The organism is Flavipsychrobacter sp. (genome assembly GCA_041392855.1).
Lineage (GTDB): Bacteria > Bacteroidota > Bacteroidia > Chitinophagales > Chitinophagaceae > UBA5543.
The window spans coordinates 1,003,178-1,028,797 of the sequence record JAWKLD010000001.1 but is presented as its reverse complement, the minus strand read 5'-3'; the positions used below and the strand labels follow the sequence as shown (position 1 = coordinate 1,028,797).

Annotated in this window: 23 protein-coding genes; 6 read left to right on the top strand and 17 right to left on the bottom strand. The window is 37.8% G+C overall.

Annotation, left to right across the window (positions count from 1 at the left end):
- Positions 1-39: 39 nt before the first annotated feature.
- The 5 genes from R2800_04935 to R2800_04915 form a co-directional block, all read right to left on the bottom strand.
- On the bottom strand, positions 40-393 hold the full coding sequence (locus R2800_04935; GenBank protein ID MEZ5016376.1) for a DUF4260 domain-containing protein: 354 nt from the start codon (positions 391-393) through the stop codon (positions 40-42).
- Between the two features lie 68 nt (positions 394-461).
- Positions 462-1,031: a Crp/Fnr family transcriptional regulator gene (locus R2800_04930; protein MEZ5016375.1), complete on the bottom strand. Its 570-nt coding sequence runs from the start codon at positions 1,029-1,031 to the stop codon at positions 462-464.
- Between the two features lie 54 nt (positions 1,032-1,085).
- Entirely contained in the window at positions 1,086-2,036 is a 951-nt protein-coding gene (gene trxB / locus R2800_04925) for a thioredoxin-disulfide reductase (GenBank protein ID MEZ5016374.1), read from the bottom strand.
- A gap of 92 nt (positions 2,037-2,128) precedes the next feature.
- Entirely contained in the window at positions 2,129-3,052 is a 924-nt protein-coding gene (locus R2800_04920; GenBank protein ID MEZ5016373.1) for a DUF4249 family protein, read from the bottom strand.
- A 65-nt stretch (positions 3,053-3,117) separates the two neighbouring features.
- Positions 3,118-3,891 carry a hypothetical protein gene (locus R2800_04915; protein MEZ5016372.1) on the bottom strand — a complete coding sequence of 258 codons (774 nt, stop codon included), beginning with the start codon at positions 3,889-3,891 and terminating at the stop codon, positions 3,118-3,120.
- Between the two features lie 213 nt (positions 3,892-4,104).
- Between R2800_04915 and R2800_04910 the strand changes: the two genes are divergently transcribed.
- From R2800_04910 to R2800_04900, 3 genes are read left to right on the top strand one after another with little or no spacing between them, the layout of a single operon-like run.
- The gene (locus tag R2800_04910) at positions 4,105-5,970 is read left to right on the top strand and encodes a T9SS type A sorting domain-containing protein (GenBank protein ID MEZ5016371.1); all 1,866 of its coding nucleotides are present in this window, start codon (positions 4,105-4,107) and stop codon (positions 5,968-5,970) included.
- A 30-nt stretch (positions 5,971-6,000) separates the two neighbouring features.
- Positions 6,001-7,842: a T9SS type A sorting domain-containing protein gene (locus tag R2800_04905; protein MEZ5016370.1), complete on the top strand. Its 1,842-nt coding sequence runs from the start codon at positions 6,001-6,003 to the stop codon at positions 7,840-7,842.
- 6 nt (positions 7,843-7,848) lie between these two features.
- Positions 7,849-9,726 carry a T9SS type A sorting domain-containing protein gene (locus R2800_04900; protein MEZ5016369.1) on the top strand — a complete coding sequence of 626 codons (1,878 nt, stop codon included), beginning with the start codon at positions 7,849-7,851 and terminating at the stop codon, positions 9,724-9,726.
- A gap of 84 nt (positions 9,727-9,810) precedes the next feature.
- On the opposite strand, the gene hppD is transcribed toward R2800_04900, so the two are convergent.
- Both hppD and R2800_04890 read right to left on the bottom strand, forming a co-directional pair.
- On the bottom strand, positions 9,811-10,938 hold the full coding sequence (gene hppD / locus R2800_04895) for a 4-hydroxyphenylpyruvate dioxygenase (protein MEZ5016368.1): 1,128 nt from the start codon (positions 10,936-10,938) through the stop codon (positions 9,811-9,813).
- 34 nt (positions 10,939-10,972) lie between these two features.
- A complete protein-coding gene (locus R2800_04890; protein MEZ5016367.1) occupies positions 10,973-12,130 on the bottom strand; it encodes a homogentisate 1,2-dioxygenase in 1,158 nt (385 codons plus the stop codon).
- A gap of 114 nt (positions 12,131-12,244) precedes the next feature.
- Here R2800_04890 and R2800_04885 point away from each other — a divergent pair, with 114 nt between their 5' ends.
- Entirely contained in the window at positions 12,245-12,628 is a 384-nt protein-coding gene (locus R2800_04885; protein MEZ5016366.1) for a VOC family protein, read from the top strand.
- 3 nt (positions 12,629-12,631) lie between these two features.
- Here the strand turns inward: R2800_04885 and R2800_04880 are convergent, their stop codons facing one another.
- The 8 genes from R2800_04880 to hutI all read right to left on the bottom strand — a co-directional run bounded on the left by R2800_04880 (position 12,632) and on the right by hutI (position 20,188).
- Positions 12,632-13,570, bottom strand: a complete 939-nt coding sequence (locus R2800_04880) for a T9SS type A sorting domain-containing protein (protein ID MEZ5016365.1) — start codon at positions 13,568-13,570, stop codon at positions 12,632-12,634.
- A gap of 67 nt (positions 13,571-13,637) precedes the next feature.
- Positions 13,638-14,234 (bottom strand): DUF445 family protein, encoded by a 597-nt coding sequence (locus R2800_04875; protein MEZ5016364.1) that lies wholly within the window; start codon positions 14,232-14,234, stop codon positions 13,638-13,640.
- Positions 14,235-14,313: 79 nt separating this feature from the next.
- On the bottom strand, positions 14,314-15,192 hold the full coding sequence (gene rfbA / locus R2800_04870; GenBank protein ID MEZ5016363.1) for a glucose-1-phosphate thymidylyltransferase RfbA: 879 nt from the start codon (positions 15,190-15,192) through the stop codon (positions 14,314-14,316).
- Between the two features lies 1 nt (position 15,193).
- Entirely contained in the window at positions 15,194-16,243 is a 1,050-nt protein-coding gene (rfbB, locus tag R2800_04865) for a dTDP-glucose 4,6-dehydratase (GenBank protein MEZ5016362.1), read from the bottom strand.
- A 119-nt stretch (positions 16,244-16,362) separates the two neighbouring features.
- On the bottom strand, positions 16,363-17,700 hold the full coding sequence (accC, locus tag R2800_04860; protein MEZ5016361.1) for an acetyl-CoA carboxylase biotin carboxylase subunit: 1,338 nt from the start codon (positions 17,698-17,700) through the stop codon (positions 16,363-16,365).
- A gap of 88 nt (positions 17,701-17,788) precedes the next feature.
- Positions 17,789-18,277 (bottom strand): acetyl-CoA carboxylase biotin carboxyl carrier protein, encoded by a 489-nt coding sequence (accB, locus tag R2800_04855; GenBank protein MEZ5016360.1) that lies wholly within the window; start codon positions 18,275-18,277, stop codon positions 17,789-17,791.
- Positions 18,278-18,313: 36 nt separating this feature from the next.
- The gene (gene efp / locus R2800_04850; GenBank protein MEZ5016359.1) at positions 18,314-18,880 is read right to left on the bottom strand and encodes an elongation factor P; all 567 of its coding nucleotides are present in this window, start codon (positions 18,878-18,880) and stop codon (positions 18,314-18,316) included.
- Between the two features lie 66 nt (positions 18,881-18,946).
- Positions 18,947-20,188: an imidazolonepropionase gene (gene hutI, locus R2800_04845; protein MEZ5016358.1), complete on the bottom strand. Its 1,242-nt coding sequence runs from the start codon at positions 20,186-20,188 to the stop codon at positions 18,947-18,949.
- Between the two features lie 91 nt (positions 20,189-20,279).
- On the opposite strand from hutI, the gene R2800_04840 reads away from it, so the two are divergent.
- Both R2800_04840 and R2800_04835 read left to right on the top strand, forming a co-directional pair.
- Positions 20,280-21,956, top strand: coding sequence for a C45 family peptidase (locus R2800_04840; protein MEZ5016357.1), 1,677 nt, complete (start codon positions 20,280-20,282; stop codon positions 21,954-21,956).
- A 32-nt stretch (positions 21,957-21,988) separates the two neighbouring features.
- On the top strand, positions 21,989-23,191 hold the full coding sequence (locus R2800_04835; GenBank protein MEZ5016356.1) for a DUF2062 domain-containing protein: 1,203 nt from the start codon (positions 21,989-21,991) through the stop codon (positions 23,189-23,191).
- Here R2800_04835 and R2800_04830 read toward each other — a convergent pair.
- Both R2800_04830 and R2800_04825 read right to left on the bottom strand, forming a co-directional pair.
- Complete coding sequence (locus R2800_04830) at positions 23,178-24,443, bottom strand: hypothetical protein (protein MEZ5016355.1); 1,266 nt, start codon at positions 24,441-24,443, stop codon at positions 23,178-23,180. The two genes, R2800_04835 and R2800_04830, sit on opposite strands and share 14 nt — an antisense overlap.
- A gap of 96 nt (positions 24,444-24,539) precedes the next feature.
- Positions 24,540-25,397, bottom strand: a complete 858-nt coding sequence (locus R2800_04825) for an RNA polymerase sigma factor RpoD/SigA (GenBank protein MEZ5016354.1) — start codon at positions 25,395-25,397, stop codon at positions 24,540-24,542.
- Positions 25,398-25,620: the final 223 nt, after the last annotated feature.

Genomic DNA, 25,620 nt, shown 5'->3' with positions numbered 1-25,620 from the left:
AGATAAATTAGTGCAGTACTAAAATAGTTGTTTTGAAGGCTATTTTAGTACCCCTAAATGGGTATTTTTAAATCCTGAGAAATACTTTAAGCCATAGCCAAATATTCTATCCATGGCTGAATGGCCAAACAAAATGATGCCCGATAGAAGTAGATAGTCATTGCTCAATAATAAACCCAAGACTACAACTATTACAGCTACTGCTTTATGATGCCCTATATTGTAAGTTATAGCACCTACTTTATTATTAACGAGATAGCCCAGCATACTAATATCCGGTGCAAGGTAAAGTAGGGGATAAGCCCACCAGTATAACTGAACATCTAATAGTGTCAGTAAATAGATAGACAAACTAAAAACTGCAATTTCTTCAAATTTCAATACATTTTTCATTGTTTCTGATTTTGTTGATACAAAGGTGCTACAGAAACAAAGGCGCTGAATTGATATATATCAAGAAATTAAGAGAGGTGCTTTTTTCGTAGTCGACTAAGTGTTTCAGGTGTCATACCCAGCATAGAGGCGAGGTATTGTAATGGCACTTCATTAAATAGATTAGGCTGCTGGTCTAATAAGAACTGGTAACGTTCTTCAGAGCTCATGTATAGATGTCTGCTTACTCTGTCTTCCAACAAAACAAAACATTTGGCAATAAATAGCTTCTCCAATTGATGCCATTCTGGGATGGTATTGCCTATATTATTGTAGTCCTCTTTTGTTATAGAGTACAGTGTACAATCTGTCAATGCTTGTATTTGCCAGCGTGCAGGTGTATTAAATATGAAGCTGGCGAGGTCCGTCACAAAATAACCTTGTGTACTTATCCATTGAGTTACCTCTTTATCGTCAATTACTGTATAGATACGTACCAGGCCTGTACTTATAAATGAAAGTTGGCCACAGACTCTTCCTTGTTTTAATAAGAAATCCCCCTTATTTACTTTTTGAAATTGAAAGGATGCAGCAATATCTGCCAGCTTATTATCGTCAACAGCAAAGTAAGATTGTATGTATTGTTCCAGCTCGGTCATTGGGATAAGAAAAAGCCCCGTATAAATACGAGGCTTTGAAGTTAGTATTTTTATTTAGCTAGCTGCATGTTCTAGCTCACCAAGATAGCGTTCTGCATCCAAAGCAGCCATACATCCGCTGCCTGCAGCTGTTACTGCCTGACGATAAATTTTATCTTGTACATCTCCACAAGCGAAGATGCCTTCAATATTGGTCTTAGAAGTACCCGGAGTAGTCATTATATACCCGGCATCGTCCATATTCAATACTCCTTTAAATAGATCAGAGTTTGGCTTATGGCCAATAGCAACGAAGAAAGCTCCTAGAGGAATAGTAGTCTCCTCATTAGTTTTGTTATTAGTAATGGTAACACCAGTTACCTTATTATCACCTAATACTTCCTTAGTTTCACTATTCCAGTATATTTTGATGTTTGGTGTGTTCTTTACACGTTCTTGCATCACAACACTAGCACGCATTTCATCTCTACGAACGATCATATGTACTGTAGAGCAAAGCTTTGACAAATAAAGCGCTTCCTCAGCAGCAGTATCACCAGCACCTACTATAGCCACTTCTTGCCCTTTGAAGAAGAAACCATCACACACAGCACATGCTGACACACCATGACCATTAAGACGTTGCTCAGACTCAATGTTCAACCATTTAGCAGAAGCTCCTGTTGCAATAATTAATGCATCAGCAGCTATCCATTTTTCTTCGTCTATTTCAACCTTGAAAGGTCTTTGTGTAGTATCAACTTTAGTAGCGTATCCCCAACGAATATCTGCACCCATACGCTTAGCCTGCTTTTCAAAGTCTATCATCATCTGAGGTCCCATAATACCTTCTGGGTAGCCAGGGTAGTTCTCTACATCTGTAGTGATGGTCAACTGACCACCTGGTTGTAAACCTTGGTACAATACAGGATTAAGACCTGCACGAGAAGCATATATTGCTGCAGTATATCCTGCAGGACCTGAACCTATGATCAGGCAACTTACTTTTTCCATTTCTTCAGTCATGTTCTTCAAAATTATTCCCACAAAAATGCGAAAAAAAACTAGCTATCGCAAAGGGAGTTATCTATAGTGGTATTAAATAAAAGTTTGTAAGGTTATTTTAGTATTACCGTAGTATATATTGATCCATATCCTGCCCACACACCCAATGCTCCGTTACTCATATTAGACTTAACTCTTATAGGAGAAGCGAATGGATTGCCCAGTGTCACCAACGAATATTCATACTGGCTCCAAAAATCATACACTTGCTTATCTATTGCACTCCAACGCAATTGTATGGTATCTCCTACAAAGGCAATACCTAATGAGTCGAAAGACTTAGTACTATAATAAGGCTCTCCCAATGGAAATTCAGCATTGAAGGTCACACCATTAATGATCTCATCAGAAAAAACTGATGATTGAGCAGGGAAAAATGGACCTCCATTTAAAGCTGTATAGTATCTCACGAAGTTTCCGGGAGTATCAGGATCTTTAAAGTAAATTTTCAAGAGTCTGGCATCAGGGCCTATATCAGCTATACCTTCTCTTGATTCGGGATAAAATGATATAACGGAATCTAATGAAGTAGGGGTGGGTATTTTGGTAGTGCCTGTATATACAGCTCCATCTACTTCAACTGTTAAAGTATAAGTAGTTTCAAAACGCCCTAATAAAAAAGAGCTCTGACTGGTGTCAATACTATAGAAATAAAACTTGTTGTTCCCACTAGTGTCTATTTCATATTCTCTAAGCGTATATATTGTAGTGCCGTCATTCACGGTAACCTTAGCATTATGTACATAGCTGCTTTGTAAGGTATTCAAATCAAACGAGCCGAAATAGCCGATAGAGCGTGTAAGAATAACAAAGGGTGGTGTGTTATTTTCAATACCTCCTTCTATCACCAACTTGCCACTGGAAGCATCATTAAGTTTAATATCTACTTCTTTTTCGCATGCAGAAAAAGCTATTAATGTAATAGCAATTATACTTAGCCAATATTGAAAATGTTTTTTGCGGCCTTTTCTTTGCACTTGTTATCTGCTTTGGTGAATAGACGCTATGAAATTAAGGTAAAAGAGCATTATATATGTCGTATTTACTTATGGTAAATATAACTCCCGTCTGGCGCATACATAACAGGCTGTATCTTATGGTTACGCTCAAAATAGTCATATCCATATTTTAGATTGACCCAAAACTTCTGTTTGGTAGTATCATCTGCGTAGGTTTTTCCTAAATAGTCTAAACTACGGCGAGAGAAGCGTGTAGGAAAGATATGTATTGGAATATGATTTTGACCATTGATCTTAGCATTGAGACATACGGTGTACAACTCTTGTATAATAGTATTAGTCATTGGCATACAACCCACAGTAAGACAACCTCCATGTATATAAATATCTCCACCCGGACGTTCCTTATTACTCAACAACATGTCTGAATAGTTAGGGTAATTCACAAGCATCGACAAGTGATAGTCACTTTTAGGGTTAAAGTCCTCTATAAAATATTGTCCTTCAGGCACTTGCCTATCGCCTTCCCAACGTTTTGGTCCGAGTACGCCCGATAAAGCACATATATGATAGGTCTTTACCAGTTTATATTCTGCTGTATCACTATCGCGTCCCCAAAGCTCCATTTCATTTTGGGCTTTAAAGGTGCGTATATAGATGTCTTTGGGTGGGTAGGAAAGCCCCTTAGACGTAAACATATGCTTTAATGAATCGTTGAATTTCATATAAGCATTAGATACCCTTGTAAAGGAAAACTGGAAATTTCTAAATGTTTGTAAATCATCTTGTGCTACCGCTAAGTGTGCGGTGAATGCCATAGTACAGAATAAAACAAATACACGAAGTAATCTACTCATAGTCAAGCTGCGTCTCTAAATTGTTGGGTTAGTATATAATCTTTGGGCTAAAAAGACGAACAAATATAATGATTTTAGCAATTGTGATGATAAAATGCCTTATTGATTAACGCCATATTAACGGTAGATTAAACTAAAAAAAGATATAGACACCCCGTGTTTTCACCCCTTTATATTGTACATTTATATATCTAACCTGAAAAACAACCTATTATGAGCTTCAAAACTCTATCAAGTACTACTGCTAAGTACTTTTTACTGATCATTTCTATTTGTTCTTTTTCAATATCTAAAGCACAAACGACTTATACCTGGTATCAAGACCTGGATGGTGATGGCTGGGGCAACCCGAATGTTTCTATGACTGCAGCCACACAGCCTGCGGGGTATGTACTTAATAATCTGGACTGTAATGATGGAAGTGCGAATGGAAGTAAATGGGAATATGTAGATAGTCTTTATGTAGCAGATTCTATTTATGATGCAGTTAATTACCAAATGGCTGTAGACAAAAAAAACAACATTTATATAGCTCATTCTAGAGGGCCGTATGATAATCAATTTAAAGTAAAAGTATACAATGGTAATAATATCAAACGTTTACCCAATCCAATAATGGGTGATAATTCGGGGCCTAAAGCAACAATTAGAATTGCTATTGGTACAAATGACACACCATATGTATTATGCCCAGATTCAGCATGGTTATCAAGATATACTGTAAAGAAATATAATGGTACTACTTGGGTTACTGTTGGCAACCATGCTTTTACACCTGGTGCAGGAACAGGTGGATACCATAGTGAAGACTTTGTAATTGGACCGAATGGAACGCCCTATATGGCCTATCAAGATGGTAGTGCTATCACTGTTATGAAGTTGGCAAGCACAAATATTTGGGTATATGTTGGTACAAGACAAGCTGTTTCTGGTACTCAACCAATGCTAAGAGTAGATAATAACGGAACGGTATATTTATCAACTGAAAACCAATCGGGCAGCTTGTATTATGCCAAAGTGATGAAGTTTAGCAATAATTCATGGAGTCAAGTGGGTAGTAATATTAGTATTTACAGAAGTTATATGGACGATAGATATTGTGCATTTGATTTAGACAATAACGGTGTACCACATTTACTATATGGAGATATGTCACTTAATAGAAAAGTGACATTAAGTAAATACAATGGCACAAATTGGGTTGCTGTAGGAAATCCAGGGTTCTCTAATGATATTTCTGAGAACCCGAGATTATCTTTTGATAAATCAAATAACCCATATGCTTTATTTGGAGACCGTAGTTATCCTACAGCTTGGATGCTAGTGAAAAAATATGATGGTACCAATTGGAAAACTTTAGCAGACACTACTGTAACTCATAACGCAACATACCATTTGTCTATGGTAATAGATAACTATAACATACCGTATGTTATGTTTAGAAATTATGCAGGCTCCGGCTATAAAAATGCAATACGTCGTCTTGCACCAGTTGGCGGCACTGGTACTACTGGCCCTACACAGCCTACAGCTTCAGGTACGCCAACAACTATTAACGCTGGAGATAGTACTATACTAAAAGTGACTACAGGCAGCCTTAATGATGCTACAGACTGGATATGGTACACGGGCAGCTGTGGTGGCACAAAAGCAGCGTTGAGCACCAATACTGCTAACGGTGCAACTGTGTCCGTAAAACCAACGACAACAACTACCTACTATGTAAGAGGAGAGGGTGGCTGTCTACCAGCTGGTGCTTGTGATAGTGTGACTATTACTGTAAATACTACTTCTATTAACGCTCTATCAGGAGAAGCTAAAAACATATCTCTATACCCTAATCCTAATAGTGGTGTGTTTACAATCAAAGGAATATTTACTGGCACATCAAATAAAACTACAATCGTAGTAAGCAACAGCATTGGTCAGCAAGTGTATAGTACAACAGCTGCCATAAGTAATGGCGAATTGAATTATCAATTAACGCTGCCGAAGAGTATACCCCAGGGTATGTATTTGCTATCTATAGAAGTAGAAGGGCAAGTATATCACCAACGGATGAACTTAATTAAAGAATAATATTCACCATAACCTACTAAATCAAAAGAGATGCAAAAGAGGATAATAACAATTATTGCATGTTTACTAATAGCCGTAGTAGCACAAGCCCAAACCTATACTTGGTATCAAGACCTGGATGGAGATGGTTGGGGCAACCCCAATGTGTCTATCACAGCAGCTACACAACCTACAGGTTATGTGCTCAACAATTTGGACTGTAATGATGGGAGTGTGAATAGTACCCAATGGAGATGTGAAGATAGCACACGACTATATGATTCTACTTGGCAATATGTCCCGTTTGAACGTTACGATATGGCGGTAAATAGTAATGATGAAAAGTGCATTGTCTTTAGAGCCAATGATAATTGGGTATATAACTACCAAGTAATGCGATATAACGGTAATCAGTTTATCAAATTACCTGACCCCAATAATATTAGTACTCCGACAAGCATATTTCACCAAGCACGACTTGCTTATGGTATCAACGATACAATTTATATCTGTTATTCAGATCCTACTGTTTCTAATAAGCTAACAGTAAAGAAGTTTAATGGCACCAATTGGCAAACTATTGGTAATAATGGTTTTTCTCCATCATCTGTATTAGTATTTCATGACATGATAATTTATAATGGTGTGCCATATGTTGTATTCTCAGAAGGTAATGGAATTACAGTAATGACGTTTAATGGTACGAGTTGGTCGTACCTTGGTTCTAGAGGGTTTATTACTACTACTGAAGGTTTTGATAAAATAGATATTGGTGCAGATAATAATGGTACTATTTATGTTTATGCAGATGGAGGTATTAGTAGTAGCGATAAAGACAAAGCCTATGTATGGAAATATACAGGTGGCAACTGGAATCTGGTAGGAACGCCAATTGACAGATATTATTCAAGTGCTTTTGCATTATCCCCATCAGGAGTACCACATATACTATATGTAGATAAGACTAATAAAAGAATGACTTTAAGAAAGTACGATGGAACAAATTGGTCGTTGGTAGGGAATGCAGGTTTTTCTGATAGTACAGGAGGTGCTTTAATTCGCTTAGCTTTTGACCCCATGGGCAGAGCATATGCTTTATATCCTGATGCTAGTCTTACTAATTATTGGCTAACGATGAAACGTTTTGATGGTACTAGTTGGGCTACCTTGGGTGACGCTGCAGTATCAAATGCTTATATATATGAGAATCAGGTCTCTATGGATGTTGGTAAGGATGGTATTCCTAATGTTATGTTGTTGTATTATCATTTTCCTGGAGGAGGAAAACTTTTAGGGGTTCGTCGCATAATGCCTGTGGGCGGTAGTGGCACAACAGGCCCAACACAGCCAACAGCTTCAGGTACGCCAACAACTATTAACGCAGGAGATAGCTCTGTGTTAAAAGTAACTGCTGGTAGTCTTAACGATGCTACAGACTGGATATGGTATACAGGTAGCTGTGGCGGTACTAAGGCAACGCTGAGTACTAATACTGCAAATGGTGTAACTGTGTCTGTTAAGCCAACAACTACTACAACTTACTATGTAAGAGGAGAGGGTGGTTGCCTACCCGCAGGAGCTTGTGATAGTGTGACCATTACAGTAAATACTACTTCTATTAGCTCGCTATCAGGAGAGCCTAAAAATATTTCTATATATCCTAATCCTAATAGTGGTGTATTTACGATAAAAGGAATTTTTGTTAATAGCAACGAAGCAATAATATCTGTATCAAATACTATTGGTCAGGTCTTATTTAGTGCTACTGTCAAGCTAAAGAATAATCAATTAGATTATCATTTAGCTATGCCAACTAATACACCAAAAGGGATATATTTATTGTCGCTAAAAATGGGGGAGAACTTCTATAACCAACGTATAAGTATAAAATAGTATTAAGTGCTAAAAAGTTTCTTTATAATCATTACACTGTTTGCATGTTCTATTAATCTTACTGCACAACCATTCACTTGGTATCAGGACCTAGATGCAGACGGTTGGGGAGATCCTAATGTTTCTCAAATTGCCAATACACAACCTAAAGGTTTTGTTTTAAATAATATTGACTGTCATGATAATAGATTTGACAAAGCTTACTGGCAACGCGTTGATAGCTTATATATTGCTGACTCTACCGAAAATGGATACAACTTTGACATAGACGTAGATAGCAAGAATAATATCTATATTGCCTATACTACTTATAATAGTAATTATGTAGGCTATAGGCTTATTAAATATAATGGTGTTAACACCGTTAGAATGCCTGATCCAGTACAAATAAATGGAATTACTCAATATTCAAAAATGAATATTGAAATTGGTCCTAATGATGTACCATATGTGCTTTGCCCTGACACAAATTGGTTTTGCAGGTATATAGTAAGAAGATTTAACGGAGTTTCATGGGATACTGTAGGTAATGACTGTATTCCATCTAGATATCAACCTACAAGTTCTTTGAAGCCTGATTATAATGCTGAAGATTTTATTATTGGAGCAGATGGTACACCTTATTTTGCTTATCAAGATGTTGGGCCCGATTATGTTACAGTTACAGGATATAAGAATGGGAAATGGGAAGATCTTGGCAATTATAGTTCGCAAAGGCGTGGTATAAAGCCAATAATACAAGTTGACACTAATGGTGATGTATATGCTTGCACCGAGGAGGGAATTGGTATCACTCTAAGTCATAGAATTTCTTTAGGGAAATTTATAACTCATTGGGTAGGTGCATCAAATCCTCTTATACCTAAAAAAACATATTCTGATAATAGATTTGTAGATTTTGCTATAAACGACAAAGGTGAAAAATATCTGGTACATTCCGATTATAGTAATCAATGGAGAGCTATGGTAAAGAAATGTAATGGCACTTCAGGAAACTGCTGGTCTCCAATAGGTAACCCTACATATAAAGGAATAACTCATGATACAGCAGAAAACTTTAGTTTAAGTTTTGACAAAACAGGAGGTGTATATTTAATGTACACTGAACATATTTATCCTAACATCGGGTTGAAGATGAGAAAGTATAATGGCAACTTTTGGGAAGTGCTGGGTGATACTTCTATTACTGATAACCCTACTGTACACCAAGCTATGTGTGTTGATACAAGTGGCATACCCTACATTATATCAAAGCATTATGATGGTTCAAAATATACAAACGCATTATTTCGCTTAGCACCTAAAACTACAAGTAGTATTGGTGCGGCAAAACCCGTAATTACCGCCGCACATAAAGCAGTAAAGGCTGGTGATACATCAGAGCTTAGAGTTATTTTGGGCAACCTCAATGATGCTGAAAGATGGGTGTGGTATACTGGTAGTTGTGGGGGAGTAAAAGCAGCTCCTGTAAGTAGTAATGCAAATGGATCAATAGTACTGGTGACGCCCAATAATACAACCACATATTTTGTAAGAGGCGAAAGTCCATGTTTACCTGCAGGCTCATGTGATAGTATTACTATTAGTGTGAATACCACATCGGTAAATGCACTATCTGGAGAGGCTAAAAACATCTCCATTTACCCTAACCCTAATAGTGGTGCTTTTACGATAAAAGGATCATTCACTAGCATGTCAAAAAAAGCTACAATAGTTATAACTAACAGTGTTGGCCAGCAAGTGTATAGTACTATAGCTACTATGAATAATGGTCAACTGAATTATCAGCTTGCATTGCCAAGCAATACACCTCAAGGCATGTACTTGTTATCTATAGAGGTAGAGGGTCATGTATACCACCAACGCATGAATTTAATAGATTAAGAAATAAGTAAACACTAAATACTAAATACAAAAAAGCGTCTCTGTTACGGAGACGCTTTTATTATTATAGTCTATTTGTTCTTATTACAAGTTACCTCTCTTAGCTTGTTCTCTTTCTATTGATTCGAACAATGCTTTGAAGTTACCCGCACCAAAGCTCTTAGCTCCTTTACGTTGAATGATCTCAAAGAATAAGGTTGGTCTGTCTTCTACAGGTTTTGTGAAGATCTGAAGTAGATAACCTTCATCATCTCTGTCTACCAATATCTTTAATTCTTGAAGTTGTTTTACTTCCTCGTCAATATTACCTACTCGTTCTAGTAAAGTTTCATAGTATGCATCCGGAGTATCCAAGAATTCTATACCACGAGCTTTTAGTTCTTTAACTGTAGCTAAGATGTCGTGAGTAGCTACGGCAATATGCTGAACGCCTTCACCTTCATAGAAGTCAAGATATTCTTCAATTTGAGATTTTTTCTTTCCTTCAGCTGGCTCGTTGATCGGGAATTTCACATAACCATTACCATTACTCATTACTTTACTCATCAAAGCAGAGTATTCAGTATTGATATCTTTATCATCAAAAGTAAGAATGTTGGCAAAGCCCATTACATCTTCATACCATTTCACTGTCTCGTTCATGCGGCCCCATCCTACATTACCTACACAATGGTCTACATATAATAGACCTGTATCTTTAGGGTTGTAATCACTTTCCCATTTCTCATAGCCTGGCATGAATATACCGTTGTAGTTTTTACGTTCTACAAACATGTGTACGGTTTCACCGTAGGTATAGATACCCGCTGTGCGTATTTCACCATGCTCATCAGTAAGCGTTTGAGGCTCTTGATAAGACTTAGCACCACGCTTGATGGTCTCTTCATAAGACTTATAAGCATCATCTACCCAAAGAGCTAATATTTTCACACCATCACCATGCTTTTTGATATGCTCTGATATTGGGTGATCAGATTTCATAGGAGTAGTAAGAATAAGACGGATCTTATCTTGTATAAGTACATAAGAAGCTCTGTCTTTCACTCCTGTTTCAGGACCTGCATATGCTAAAGACTGAAAGCCAAAAGCTGTTTTGTAGTAGTGTGCCGCCTGTTTAGCATTACCTACATAAAACTCTATATAGTCAGTACCATTAATAGGCAAAAAATCTTGTGCATTTGCCATTTTCTGACTTGCTGTTTGTGTCTCCATATTTATCTCTTTTTAAATATTTTCAAATTTACAATTACTCTGCCCAACTCATTTCATAGTTGCCATCCTCAATACCTTGAGCATCTTTGGTCATTTTCAAAGGATAGAATGTATCTACCATCACGGCAAGTTCTTTTGTTTCCTTCTGACCAATACTTTTTTCAACAGCACCAGGGTGAGGGCCGTGAGGTATACCAGCAGGGTGCAAAGTTATCATTCCTTTTGTAACATGCTTACGGCTCATAAAATCACCGTCAACATAGTATAATACCTCGTCGCTGTCAATGTTACTATGATTATACGGTGCAGGTATTGCATCTGGGTGATAATCATATAAACGAGGCACGAAAGAACAGATAACAAAGTTACGAGCATCAAAAGTTTGGTGTACTGGTGGTGGTTGGTGTACACGGCCAGTTATTGGCTCAAAGTTATGTATGCTATAAGCATAAGGGTATTCACATCCATCCCAACCTACTACGTCAAACGGGTGATGGCCATAAGTAATAGGATAGAGTAGCCCTCTTTTCTTTGTTTGAATCAAGAATTCACCGGTTTCATCTATAGCCTCAAGGTCTTGAGGTTTACGAATATCGCGTTCACAGAATGGTGCATGTTCTAATAGTTGACCATATCTGCTTAAATAACGTTTAGGGAAACCTACAGGGCTAAATGATTCAGTGATAAATAGACGGTTGTCTTCATCATCAAACTCTATTTGATAAACTGTACCTCTTGGAATAACAACATAGTCGCCATAGCCAAATGGTATTTTGCCATAAGCTGTTTTAAGTGTACCTGAACCTTTGTGTACAAATATTACTTCATCTGCATCACCATTCTTATAAAAATAGTCAGTTAAACTCTTTTTAGGAGCTGCTAGCGTTATTTGCACATCATTATTAAATAGAACGATCTTTCTACTTTTCAAATAATCGTCCTCAGGCTTTATATCAAACCCTTCAAAACTTCTATGTTTTAATATAATATCAGTAGCCGCAACAGGGGATACATCTACAGGCTCTCCCGACTTGATAATTACGGTTGGTGGATGTATATGGTATAACAAAGAATAGTTAGATGAAAAGCCTTCAGTACTGAATAGTTCTTCTGAATATAGCTTGCCATCAGGTCTGCGAAACTGTACGTGACGCTTTTGAGGAATCTCACCTAATGAATAATAATGTGACATTAGCAATCTATTTTGGCTAAAATTACAACAATGCTAGGCTCTATACAACGGTTTAGGGTTAAAGCTGATATAAATCATGAAATCTGAATATATTGCATCTATAATTGAATATACATGTCTGATATATATATACCAAAGGATTACAATAGGGTAATGCCTTACTTGATATTAGAGCAGCCTGAACTGTTCTTAGCATTCGCTCAAGATGTTTTTGGCGCTGAATTGAAACTGAAAGTAATGAGAGATGAAAACACCATGATGCATGCTGAAATATTAATAGGAGATAGCTGCATTATGTTTGCAGGGGCTACTGAGCAATTTAGTGTACAAAATGCAGGATTATACATCAACGTAGCTAATGCTGATGCCACGTATCAAAAGGCTTTGGGAGAAGGTGCTACTTCTATAATGGAGCCTTCTGACCAAGAATATGGACGCAGTGGTGGTATAAAAGATCCCTGTGGCAATAATTGGTGGATAACAACTACACCGAGGTAGTCTTTATTCCACTAATAACTTACCTCTATATAGTACTTGTTTATTGTCTTGAACATTATAGTAATACATTCCTGATGGAAGACTAATATTATTAACCCTTACCTTATTTTGATTTATTAAGGATCTTTGAAACACTCTTTGTCCTGTACAGTTATGTAAGTACAGATTGCCATTGTTTATCTTTGTAGGCAACTCTAGTGTAAAGTAAGAGTGTACAGGTTGGGGGTATAGCTTGGTAGTTTTAGCATTTTGTAGTTCACTTACTGTAAGAGTCGTATCATTACAAATAAACGTAATTCCAGTGGCTGTAGGAACATTACCATTATTCTTCAGACAAATCAAGCTTTTTTTGAGCGTGCTAATATAAGCTACCGTAGGCATAACAGCACCACTTAGAGGAAAGAAAAGATCATATGTACAGCCAACACCCTCAATAACATCATACTCTTTAGCAAAGCAAAAACTATATTGATTATAGTCTACTATACTAAAGGTTCTTCTTTTATGATAAATATTGTTTAACAAAACAGAGTCTATTTTACTTACATAGTGTTTAATGTATTGCCTTGTATTGTTAACGGGACAATTTATCTCTGTGATACTGCTAACTGTATCCCCTAATTTTAGATTATAATCGTATAAAGTTCTTTCTATGTTACTATCAATAATAACATAAACCTTATTGTCACTGCTATCAAATCTTACTAATCCTCTTAAATAAGTTTCACCTGCAAATAGCTTCCTATAGCTTTTATTATTTATTACTGTATCACCTTTATAATTATAGTAGTAATAGTTTACCTGATATCCTGTTTGGGGTTTTGTTTTTTTGTACGACGATACATAGTACCAAATGTTTGTACTATCAATAAAGTCTATCTTTTGAGCTTTAGCCTGAAAAATAAAAGAGAGTATTAAAATGGATAGGAGTATGTGTTTCATAGGTCATGCAAATTATATACTTAAATGTACGTATATACAGATGTATTTTTACTATACGTCTGTCACATTACTGCAACAAAGTGATAGCTACCTGCACTAAACCTATTAGGAAACCTACTACGCCACCTAGTATTTCTACAAAACGGAATTCCTTTTTCATGATAGCAAAAAGGATGTCTTCTAGTTTGTCTGAAGAGAAGCCGGCTACCTTTTCTGTTACCATTCTTTCTATATCTATCTTCTCTTTAAGTCCTTCTGTGTATTGACCTATAATTTGAGGAAGAAGGGTATTGATCTCATCCATCATACCTTCTTTTATTTTATCTAAAGTGCTGCCGGTAACAAACATGGCTATTACAGGTATCTTTTCTTTTAGGCGAACTTGTAAGAAGGTGTTGATATGTGCTTCTATAGTAGGAGTAAGCGCTTGTAGTTGTTTTTCGTCTTTTAACTTATCCGCTATCTCATCAAAATGCAATAGCTCGTTGGCTACCAACACCCCCAGCTTTTGAGCAAACTGTTGCTGACGTTTAGGGAATATCCCTTGCAGTTTATAGCCTAAGATATTAATAGGCTCTTTGGGGTGGAATAGCATTTTGATAGCTATCCAGTTAGTAAAATAGCCTATAAAAGCGGATATGATTGGTATAATATAGATCAACATCTTCTGTAAAAAGTCTAATACAACAACAAGTCCGCCATATAGCGGACTTGCGAAGATAATAAGTGATATCTAAAAAAGATTATAAACTAGGTTTTACCTCTTCAGCTATCATTTTCATATAAGCACCATAGCCACTCTTCATATACTTATGAGCTAATTCCATAAGTTGATCCTTGTTGATATAGCCCATTCTATAAGCTACTTCTTCAATACAACCTATTTTCAAGCCTTGACGCTTCTCTATAACTTCGATAAATTGACCTGCTTCCTGTAGAGAATCAAATGTGCCTGTGTCTAACCAAGCTGTACCACGGTCTAATACACCTACTTCCAGCTTGCCTTGCTCCAAGTAAGTTTTATTAACATCTGTTATTTCTAATTCACCTCTATGGGAAGGCTTGATATTTTTTGCTATTTCAACCACGCTATTATCGTAGAAGTACAAACCAGGAACAGCATAGTTTGACTTTGGTTTTTCTGGTTTTTCCTCAATACTGATAGCCTTTAGATCCTCATCAAACTCAACTACACCATAGCGTTCAGGGTCGCCAACAGGATAGGCAAATACAACAGCACCATCAGGGTTGTTTTTTCTACGTAGCAGTTTGCCCATACCCGAGCCATAGAAGATATTGTCTCCTAATATTAAGGCTACTGGGTCGTTGCCAATAAAGTCAGCACCTAGTATGAACGCTTGTGCTAAACCCTCAGGCTTAGGTTGTGCTACATACTCAAAACGGCAACCTATTTGACTACCATCTCCCAATAGTTTCTGGAAAGAGGCTTGGTCTTCAGGTGTAGTAATGATCAATATTTCTTTTATACCTGCTAATAGAAGGGTAGTTAATGGATAATAAACCATTGGCTTATCATACACAGGCATTAGCTGTTTACTAACCGATATTGTTAAGGGGTGTAGGCGTGTGCCTGACCCTCCTGCTAATATTATTCCTTTCATATTAGTTGTATTGCTTTTCGTAATATTTTTGATAGTCGCCAGAGGTTACATGATCTAACCACTCTTGATTGCTCAAATACCAATCGATAGTGATAGACATACCTTCTTCAAAAGTAACTGAAGGCTCCCAGCCTAGTTCATTCTTTATTTTGTTGGCATCAATAGCATATCTACGATCGTGACCAGGACGGTCTTTTACATAGGTAATTAATTCTGCCGATTCTCCTTTAGCTCTTCCCAGCTTTTCATCCATCTTCTCGCAAAGTAGTTTGATCAGCTCTATATTCTGCCATTCGTTAAACCCGCCTATATTATAAGTTTCGCCTTGCTTACCATTATGGAAAACCGTATCAATAGCTCTAGCATGGTCTACCACATATAGCCAGTCGCGTGTGTATTTACCATCACCATATACAGGTAGTGGCTTTTTATTGCGGATGTTATTGATAAATAGTGGTAACAACTTTTCAGGGAATTGGTTTTGACCATAGTTGTTAGAGCAGTTGGTCACTACAAACGGCATACCATATGTGTTACCATAAGCACGTACCAAATGGTCAGAAGCGGCTTTTGAAGCAGAGTAGGGCGACTGCGGGTCGTAAGGAGTAGTTTCTAAAAAGAAACCTTCAGCACCTAATGAACCATAAACCTCATCTGTAGAAATATGATAGAACAATTTGCCTTCAAAATTACCTTTCCATAGCTCACGAGCTGCATTTAACAAGTTAGCAGTCCCCATTACATTGGTTTGTATAAATGCATTTGGATCTGTTATAGAACGATCAACATGGCTTTCGGCAGCTAAGTGAACAACACCGTCAAATTGATGCTCTTCAAATAAGGCATTGATAGTTGCTGCATCTGTAATATCCGCCTTTACAAACTGATAGTTTGGTGCGTTTTCGATATCTGTCAAGTTCTCTAGATTGCCTGCATAGGTCAAGGCATCTAGGTTGACGATCTTATAATCAGGGTATTTATTGACAAATAACCTTACTACATGCGAGCCTATAAAACCTGCTCCTCCGGTAATAAGTAGTGTTCTTTTCATATCAGTATAACAAAGTGTCTTATTGGCGGCTAAATTATATAAATAAAAAGTAAAGAGCTTTGTAAAAGGCTGCTATTAGCAAATCATTTACAAAGCTCTAAGTATTTCCAAACGGTCAACTACTTCAAATCAAAAGTTTCGATAAACTTAGTTGTGAAGTTGCCGCTCTTGAATTTTTCGTCTTTCATTAGTTGTAAATGGAAAGGTATAGTTGTTTTAATACCTTCTATTACATACTCGCTCAAGGCACGCTCCATAGTATTGATAGCCTCCTCACGTGTTTGTGCTACAGCTATGATCTTAGCGATCATAGAGTCGTAGTACGGAGGAATGGTATAACCGCTGTAGATATGAGAATCTACACGTACACCATGACCACCAGGGGTATGCAATACAGTGATCTTACCCGGACTAGGGCGGAAATCATTGTATGGATCCTCTGCATTGATACGGCACTCAATAGCATGCATTTGCGGTTCGTAGTTCTTACCGCTTATTGGTATACCGGCAGCAATCTTTATTTGTTCCTTTATCAGGTCAAAGTTGATCACCTCTTCCGTTACACAATGCTCTACTTGGATACGAGTATTCATCTCCATGAAGTAGAAGTTGCGGTGCTTATCTACCAAGAACTCTACAGTACCTACACCTTCATAATTAATAGATTCTGCTGCTTTAATAGCTGCATCACCCATTGCTTTACGAAGCTCAGGAGTCATGAAAGGAGATGGAGATTCTTCTACTAACTTCTGGTGTCTACGTTGGATAGAACAGTCACGCTCACTAAGGTGACAAACAGTACCTTGTTGGTCGCCTGCTACTTGTATCTCTATGTGGCGAGGTTCTTCTACGAACTTCTCCATATAGATACCGTCATTCTTAAATGAAGCAGCAGCTTCTGTTTTAGCACTATTGTAGGCCTTTTCTATTTCATCATCTCCCCAAACGATACGCATACCTTTACCACCACCACCAGCAGTAGCTTTAAGCATTACAGGGTAGCCCATATCTGCAGCTATCTTCTTCGCTTGTTCTACACTTTCCAATAAGCCGTCAGAACCAGGTACAACAGGCACGCCAGCTTTTATCATAGTTTCTTTTGCTGTTACCTTATCACCCATTTGGCGAATCATGTCAGCAGTAGGACCTATAAATTTGATATTGTATTCACTACATATTTCTGAAAACTCAGCATTCTCTGCTAAGAAGCCATAACCAGGGTGTATGGCATCAGCATTAGTAATTTCTGCTGCAGCCATTATGTGTGGGATGTTCAAATAAGAATCTGCACCCATTGGCTTACCTATACATACTGCCTCATCAGCAAAACGCACATGTAGGCTATCTTTATCAGCAGTAGAGTAGACGGCTACAGTACCAATACCCATTTCTCTACAGGTACGTATAATACGAAGCGCTATCTCTCCACGATTGGCAATTAATATTTTTTTGAACATGAGATTACAATTGTTGTAAGCAAAAAGCTGATGGGTAATTACTGAGTATGCTCAATATTACTCCTACCAGCTATGTATAAATCAAATATTACACAGGTTCAACACGGAAAAGTGGTTGATCGTACTCAACAGGCTCACTATCACCTTTGATAAGTACTTCTACTACTTTACCTGAAACCTCACTTTCTATTTCGTTGAATATTTTCATCGCCTCGATGATACATACCACTTGACCAACTTCTACAATGTCACCTACAGATACAAACGGTGGTTTGTCTGGGCTAGGCTTACGGTAGAAAGTACCTATGATCGGTGCATTGATAGTTTCTGTATTATCAGCCGCAGCAGGAGCTGAATCAGCGCTTGCCGCCGCAGGTGTAGCAGCAGGAGCTGCAGCTTGTGGCACCGCAACAGGAGCTGGAGCTGCATATTGCATTTGAGGCTCTACAGCCGTAATAACTCTGGTTTCGCCACCTTGCTTGATAGTAAGTTTGAACTCACCATCTTCTATTTTAAGTTCTGTAAGGTTAGACTTATTTATAGCTTTTATAAGCTCTTGTATTTGTTTGAATTCCATAATGGGAACAATTTTTTGGATTTAGTTTTAATAATGTTACTCCTTCACACGCTCCATATAAGCGCCTGTTTTAGAGTCTATTCTTATTAATTCATCTGTATCTACAAACAAGGGAACCATTACAGTAGCACCAGTTTCTACAGTAGCTTGTTTCAATGTACGTGTAGCAGTATCTCCCTTAATACCAGGTTCAGTATAAGTAACCTGAAGTACTATGTTAGCAGGAAGCTCAACGTTCATCGGTACATCGGTCTCCGTATTTACAGAGATAAAACATTCCTGACCATCCTTGTATAAACCTGGATTGTCTATTTTATCTTCCGTCATTGTTATTTGCTCAAAAGATTCTTGGTCCATGAAGTTAAAACCCATGTCGTCTTTGTACAAGAATTGGAAGTTCCTTTTTTCTACACGTACCGGGTGAATAGTTTCACCAGAGTTCCATGTGTGCTCAATTGTTCGTGTATTGTCTACACCTTTTAATTTAGCCCACACTTTAGCTGCAGAACGAGCTGTTTTGTTTTGTCCGAATTCAACAACTGAATATAGGTTATTATCCAGTTTGAGAATCATTCCATTACGAATGTCTGATGTAGTTGCCATAAATTTATTTTGTACGGATAGCAAAAGTAATCAGTAAAGGCTAAAAAACGGTAAAAAACGTTCAATTTATATGATATGATGACCTAAAATCATCTTTTCTACCGGATTATTACCAAAATCATATGGTATATAAGATAAAGAAGGTATTGGTTTGGTTATGATCAAATTAGCCTGTTTGCCTATTGCTATTGACCCTAAACTGTCCTGTAGCTCCAATGCTGCTGCTCCGTTAAGGGTAACTGCATTTATAGCCTCTTCAGGGGTCATTTTTAGCTGTGTACAAGCCAAAGTGAGTAATAAAGGAATATTGCCTGATGGGCAAGAACCCGGATTATAATCTGTAGCCAAACATACAGGAAGGTCTGCATCTATTAATTTTCTCGCAGGTTGGTAGCCTACACCTAAGAAAAATGCTGCGCCAGGTAATAAGGTTGGTATGGTATTGCTACCTTTTAAGGCATTGATCTCATCCTCACCTACACATTCCAAATGGTCTACACTCACAGCATTGTGCTTTACACCTACCTGCACACCGCCTGAGTAGTGTAGCTGATTGGCATGGATCTTAGGCTTAAGCCCGTATTTAGCACCTGCCTCCAATATTTGTTCTGTTTCGTCAACGCTAAAGAACCCTTCTTCACAAAAAGCATCTATATAATCAGCTAGCCCTTCACCAGCCACTTCCGGTAGCATTTTATTAATGATGAGGTTGATATAACCTTCATGATTGGTCTTATACATCAAAGGGTAGGCATGTGCCGCCAAGAAAGAGGCTTTTATAGGGATGATATTATCCTCTTTCAATCGTCTTATAACCCTGAGCATCTTTAATTCGCTTTCCAGACTTAAGCCATAGCCACTTTTTATTTCAATAGCACCAGTTCCTTGCGCTATTACTTTATGTAATCTGGCCAAGCTTTGGTCATATAGTTCATTTTCACTTATAGCTTCTATCTTCTTAGCAGAGTTTAATATGCCACCACCTCTTCTTGCTATTTCCTCATAGCTCAGGCCTTTTATGCGGTCTTCAAACTCAGACTCTCTCGATGATGCAAATACTAAATGCGTATGAGAGTCTACCCAAGCAGGAAGAACCATCTTGCCAGAAACATCCAGTACATCTTCTGCATGCACAGTATGCCTGTGCTCCATATCCCCAAAATCCTTGATCTTACCATTTTCTATCAGTAGCCAAGCATTTTCTATACAATCGATCTTCCCCATATCTGCTCCGCTTACGCGAGCTTTTCTTTCTTCACCTTGCTCTACCAAGCATAGCTGTTTTATGTTCGTCAGTAATAGATGCATATGATAAACGTTTTCTTAACTCAAATGTAAAATGATATTTTTAAAGCACCCAGCAACTGTGGAGAACATTTAAACCACTTATCTTTGCCTAATGCGAATTATCAAGAAGATACTTAAGGCTTTAGCCTATACTATTAGTATCTGTTTACTCCTCATACTGGTCTTGATCATATATATATGGGCTGCTTCTGATGCAACACCACCTAAGGTGGTCGATGATGCGGCCTTAGAACAACTGGAACGTAAGCATATATCTGGTACTTTATATACCATAGAAGATACCAACTGGATACGTCAAAACTCGCAAGGATTATATGAGATGTATGTTTCTGGTAGTCCGTATCAGTTAGGGTTAAAGAATGGTAAACTATCGCAAGAACTCATTGTAGAGCAAGAAGTAGCTTTTACCGACCAGATAAAGCAGATGATACCCTCTAGTAAATACTTGAAATTTTTAAAGTATATCGTTGGGTTCATGAATCGTGATTTGCCCGACTATGTACAAGAAGAGTATCAAAAAGAGATATATGGCGTTTCGCATGCTGCTGCCGATTCCTTTAGCTGGATAGGGGATAACTATGACCGTATTCTCAACTATCATGCGGCACATGATATAGGTCATGCCTTACAGAATATGATGCTGGTAGGGTGTACCTCTTTTGGTGCATGGGATGATAAAACAGAAGATGGCTCGTTGTTGATAGGTAGAAATTTTGATTTTTGGGTAGGAGATAAATTTGCCGAGCATAAAATGGTCAATTTTTATGCACCTGAACAGGGGCATAAATTCATGTTTGTAACATGGGGTGGCTTCACAGGAGTGGTGTCAGGTATGAATGATAAAGGGCTTACAGTTACTATTAATGCCGCTAAATCTGATATTCCTTTCGGTGCTGCAACGCCCGTTTCTCTGGTGGCTAGAGAAGTGTTACAATATGCAGGTAATATAGAAGAGGCTATAGCTATTGCCAGCAAACGTAAGATGTTTGTTTCCGAAAGCTTTTTAGTTGGTAGCGCTGCCGACCATAAAGCTGTAGTGATAGAGAAAACACCTAAAAAACTGGATGTATATGACCCTAACGGAAAAGCCATACAATGTACCAATCACTATCAAAGCAAATTGTTTGAACAACAAGAACTCAACATAGAGCAAAAACAAAACAGTGCTTCGGTATATAGGTATGAAAGATTGGAGGAGTTGATGAATAATAACTATCCGCTTAATCCTACCAAAATGGCTGCTATATTAAGAGACCGTAGAGGATTACATAATGCTGATATTGGAGAGGGTAATGAAAAAGCAGTCAACCAATTAATAGCTCATCACTCTGTTATTTTCCAACCTGACAGCTTACGTGTTTGGGTGAGTACCAGTCCTTGGCAGCTCGGAGAATATGTGTGTTATGATTTAAATAAAGTATTTCAACTGCATGGTTTACAAAAAGATACAGTTATCGCTATTGATAGCTTAACCATTCCTGCAGATAGCTTTCTTAGCACAAAAGAATATAAAAACTTCTTGACATTCAGAGCCAATAAAATGTCTTTACTGGCTGGCAGTAGCGTAGATACGGGAATAGTAACACATAGCAATCCTAACTATTACGATGCCTATAGAATAGCGGGGGATTATTGCCTACAACAAGGATGGTACAACGCAGCTATCGACTACTATAACAATGCCCTGACTTTAGAAATAGCTACCGTAGAGGAACGAAAAGGAATGGAAGAGAAAATAGCTAAGTGTAAAAAGAAAATAAACGAATAGTCCAACGCAATAAATATCTTTGGCAGGCAAATATGTCGACAGTTGAATATCCATTGTATGAAGCACAATTTGAACGAGTAAATGCTTGTGCACTCATACCTACCTACAATAATGCCGCTACCATTGCAGAAGTATTAGAGAGTGTTTTACAGTATACCTCTAGGGTTATTGTTGTAAACGATGGTTCAACCGATAACACCAAAACTATTCTTGAGCAGTTTCCGCAAGTACAGTTGGTTAGCTACATGCCCAACAAAGGCAAAGGTATCGCCCTAAAAACAGGTATACGAGCGGCTAATGAACTAGGTTACGACCATGCCATAACGATGGATAGTGATGGCCAGCATTTTGCCAAGGACTTAAACCTTTTCTTAAATCAACTGGAAGAAACTCCAGATGCCCTTATTGTTGGCGCACGCAATTTGGAGCAAGAAAATGTACCCGGCAAAAGCAGCTTTGGTAATAAATTCTCTAATTTTTGGTACTGGGTCAATACTGGAAAAAAATTACCTGATACCCAAACGGGCTATCGTTCGTATCCGGTAAAAAAACTGGCTAAGAAGAAATACGTTACGCGAAAATATGAGTTTGAGATCGAGATATTAGTGCGTGCAGCATGGAGCGGTATTCCTGTTATTAGCATCCCTGTTTCTGTGTATTACCCCAAGCCAGAAGAGAGGGTATCACATTTTAGACCATTCAAGGATTTTACAAGGATTAGCTTACTTAATACCGTTTTAGTACTTATTGCCTTGTTATGGATAAAGCCAAGAGACTTTATAAGAATGCTCACCAGCAAAGAGGGCTTAAAGAAAATATGGAAAGCGCTTTTTATAAACCCTGAAGAAAGCAATCATAAAAAAGCTGCCTCTGTAGGTTTTGGTGTATTTATGGGCATTGTACCTATCTGGGGGTTCCAACTGGCTGTGGGCATACCTTTAGCATTGTTTTTTAGGCTTAATAAAGCGCTATTTATACTAGCTGCCAATATTAGTATTTTCCCGCTTACCTTCTTTGTTATGGCTGCTAGTTTGTTTACCGGCAAGTGGCTACTAGGGCACGACTTGAGCATAGAGATCGGCAACTTTACCCTAGAGCGATTTAAAGACGAGGGTATAGCCTTTTTCTTAGGTGGAACGGTGCTCGCTATAGTTGCCTCACTAGTGTTTTACCTCGTAACTCTTGGGGCTCTTTCACTTTTCAGAAAAAAGAAAAACGTATCTACGGAGTCTTAGTCTTTTGCCAAGCTTCTTTTAATAATAAATATTCTCTCTTAGGTCGGTATAGTTTGAAAAACTCATACATGGCATATCCTATTGTTAGAGTATACCAAAGAGCGATCACTTTGGAGGCAAATAGAAATTTGTAATGCTCAATATCTAAATACTCTGGGAAACTCTTCTCCAAACTTAAAAAATAGGGGATGGAACACAAGATGTATAAGCGGTACTTCTTGGTATAAACACCATAGAAAAAGAAGAGGATTATCATGGCATGGGCATAGCGCTCATGCATCTGCGTATTGAAATAGTAAAAGTATAGTGTCACCAACCCACCTGCAAGTAGTAACAGCTTTACTAACTCATCTTTATCAGTGGCTTCCAGCCTCATCCTTATAGCCTTAAACAAGACAGTAAGTAATGTAATACCACTAAATATGAAAAACAGAAGCAGCCCCCAGTTCTTGAATGATAATAGAAAGTAGGTATCAGTATCTACAGTATGATTAGGGTTACCACTATATATGAGATACCAAATATTAAAACCTGAAACCGAAACATGAGGATACCTACCTACAGCCGATGTAACCACAGCTAACAACTGACTACCATTGCCTGCTAAGATAAATGGCAATGCGATCAGTAATATCGTGCTACACATAGTAGCCAACAATAGAATAGCTTGCTTGATATTTTGCACGGCATACACCCATACAATGACCAATACAGGAAGGTATATGATGGCTTGCAACTTGGTGCCTAATGCTAAGGCAAAAAGCGCGGCACTCCATACGGGTTTATAAAAGCCTACTATAAGCGCAAGGAATACCAAATTACAATACACACTATCTACCTGCCCCCATATCAGGGTAGTGTACATATAAGCAATATTGAGCAGTAGGAATAGAAATGGTATTCTATAAGGCACTATCTTTTGCCTAAAGCCACAGAGTATGAATATGGGTAGAAAGTCGAAGAATAGCGGTATGAGTTTCAGGTAATTGATATTCTGTACAATGCTAAACTCATTGCCTTGTATCTTGTCGTATATCCATATCAGGTACAGGTAAATAGGGTGGTAGTCGACCATGAAGTCGTTATTGTACACATCCGTAATGCCGTGCTGATGGATGTAGATAGCCCAGTTGGTCCAAAAGTCAAAGTCGTATATCATATAGTCTCTGGGGAGAATAGTGATATACAGTAAGAATAGCAGTAATAGTACTATCCGGTTCTCTTTTAAGCTGTTTGGTGTGCTGATGTCCACAGAGGTGAAAAATAGTAATTGCTACACGATAAACAATAAAAAAAGCCACAAGTTTTATAACCTGTGGCTTGAAAAATAATATATAAAAGTATTGTATTATCCTAAGTACCCTTTAAGGGCATTGCTATAACGTGCTTTTTGCAAACGCTTGATAGCTCTCTCTTTAATTTGACGAATACGCTCTTTCGTTAAGTCATATTTTTCTCCTATCTCTTCTACAGTAGGGCCGTTGTCTCCTTCTAGTCCGAAGTATGCTGCTAATATCTCAGCTTCTCTAACACTTAGTGTTTTAAGAATGCGTTGAATTTCGTTACGAAGAGAGTCTTTCATTACATCATCATCGGTATCGCCACCGCCAGGTAGCAGATCGCCCATAGCCACATCTTCTGCTTCGTGCACCGGTGCATCAAGAGAAGTATGTCTGCTATTAGTAGTGAAGATATTGGTCACCTCTGTCTCACTCATTTCTAATATCTCAGCTAGCTCCTCTGTAGATGGTTCACGCTCAAATTCTTGCTCAAAAGCTATAAATGCTTTGTTAGCCTTGTTGTAAGTACCGATCTTGTTTTGAGGAAGACGCACTAAACGTCCTTGCTCTGCTAATGCTTGTAAGATAGATTGACGAATCCACCATACTGCGTAAGAGATGAATTTAAAACCTTTAGTTTCATCAAAACGTTGTGCCGCTTTAATTAAACCTAGGTTTCCTTCATTAATAAGGTCACTCAATGTAAGCCCTTGGTGTTGGTATTGTTTAGCAACAGATACCACGAAACGTAAGTTGGCTTTCACCATCTTATCCAAAGCCCACTGGTCACCCATGTGAATTTTCTGAGCAAGAGTAGTCTCTTCCTCAGGAGTAATCATAGAAATCTTACTAATTTCCTGTAAGTATTTCTCAACCGCCTGTGAATCCCTGTTTGTAATCTGGGTGGCAATTTTTAACTGCCTCATAATAATATCTATTTAAAAATGTGCAATGAGTTAAAGCAAGTGCCTCTTACAACCATAAAGACAATGATTTTTTCTAAATGGTTTGTTCGAGAATTGTCATTTATTTAATAATATTTTAACCTCAAATATTGTTCCAAATTTCGTATAAGTTTAGCCTCTCTAACGTACTATATCGCTATTTTATTGTTGAGATACCTACCTGTATTGCATCTGGCTAGGCTAT

Excerpts from the sequence above, each read along its gene's own strand:
- R2800_04935 (MEZ5016376.1), bottom strand. The coding sequence starts at position 393 with ATGAAAAATGTATTGAAATTTGAAGAAATTGCAGTTTTTAGTTTGTCT.
- R2800_04930 (MEZ5016375.1), bottom strand. The coding sequence starts at position 1,031 with ATGACCGAGCTGGAACAATACATACAATCTTACTTTGCTGTTGACGAT.
- trxB (MEZ5016374.1), bottom strand. The coding sequence starts at position 2,036 with ATGACTGAAGAAATGGAAAAAGTAAGTTGCCTGATCATAGGTTCAGGT.
- R2800_04915 (MEZ5016372.1), bottom strand. The coding sequence starts at position 3,891 with ATGAGTAGATTACTTCGTGTATTTGTTTTATTCTGTACTATGGCATTC.
- R2800_04910 (MEZ5016371.1), top strand. The coding sequence starts at position 4,105 with ATGAGCTTCAAAACTCTATCAAGTACTACTGCTAAGTACTTTTTACTG.
- R2800_04905 (MEZ5016370.1), top strand. The coding sequence starts at position 6,001 with ATGCAAAAGAGGATAATAACAATTATTGCATGTTTACTAATAGCCGTA.
- hppD (MEZ5016368.1), bottom strand. The coding sequence starts at position 10,938 with ATGGAGACACAAACAGCAAGTCAGAAAATGGCAAATGCACAAGATTTT.
- R2800_04890 (MEZ5016367.1), bottom strand. The coding sequence starts at position 12,130 with ATGTCACATTATTATTCATTAGGTGAGATTCCTCAAAAGCGTCACGTA.
- R2800_04885 (MEZ5016366.1), top strand. The coding sequence starts at position 12,245 with ATGTCTGATATATATATACCAAAGGATTACAATAGGGTAATGCCTTAC.
- R2800_04880 (MEZ5016365.1), bottom strand. The coding sequence starts at position 13,570 with ATGAAACACATACTCCTATCCATTTTAATACTCTCTTTTATTTTTCAG.
- R2800_04875 (MEZ5016364.1), bottom strand. The coding sequence starts at position 14,234 with ATGTTGATCTATATTATACCAATCATATCCGCTTTTATAGGCTATTTT.
- rfbA (MEZ5016363.1), bottom strand. The coding sequence starts at position 15,192 with ATGAAAGGAATAATATTAGCAGGAGGGTCAGGCACACGCCTACACCCC.
- rfbB (MEZ5016362.1), bottom strand. The coding sequence starts at position 16,243 with ATGAAAAGAACACTACTTATTACCGGAGGAGCAGGTTTTATAGGCTCG.
- accC (MEZ5016361.1), bottom strand. The coding sequence starts at position 17,700 with ATGTTCAAAAAAATATTAATTGCCAATCGTGGAGAGATAGCGCTTCGT.
- accB (MEZ5016360.1), bottom strand. The coding sequence starts at position 18,277 with ATGGAATTCAAACAAATACAAGAGCTTATAAAAGCTATAAATAAGTCT.
- efp (MEZ5016359.1), bottom strand. The coding sequence starts at position 18,880 with ATGGCAACTACATCAGACATTCGTAATGGAATGATTCTCAAACTGGAT.
- hutI (MEZ5016358.1), bottom strand. The coding sequence starts at position 20,188 with ATGCATCTATTACTGACGAACATAAAACAGCTATGCTTGGTAGAGCAA.
- R2800_04840 (MEZ5016357.1), top strand. The coding sequence starts at position 20,280 with ATGCGAATTATCAAGAAGATACTTAAGGCTTTAGCCTATACTATTAGT.
- R2800_04835 (MEZ5016356.1), top strand. The coding sequence starts at position 21,989 with ATGTCGACAGTTGAATATCCATTGTATGAAGCACAATTTGAACGAGTA.
- R2800_04825 (MEZ5016354.1), bottom strand. The coding sequence starts at position 25,397 with ATGAGGCAGTTAAAAATTGCCACCCAGATTACAAACAGGGATTCACAG.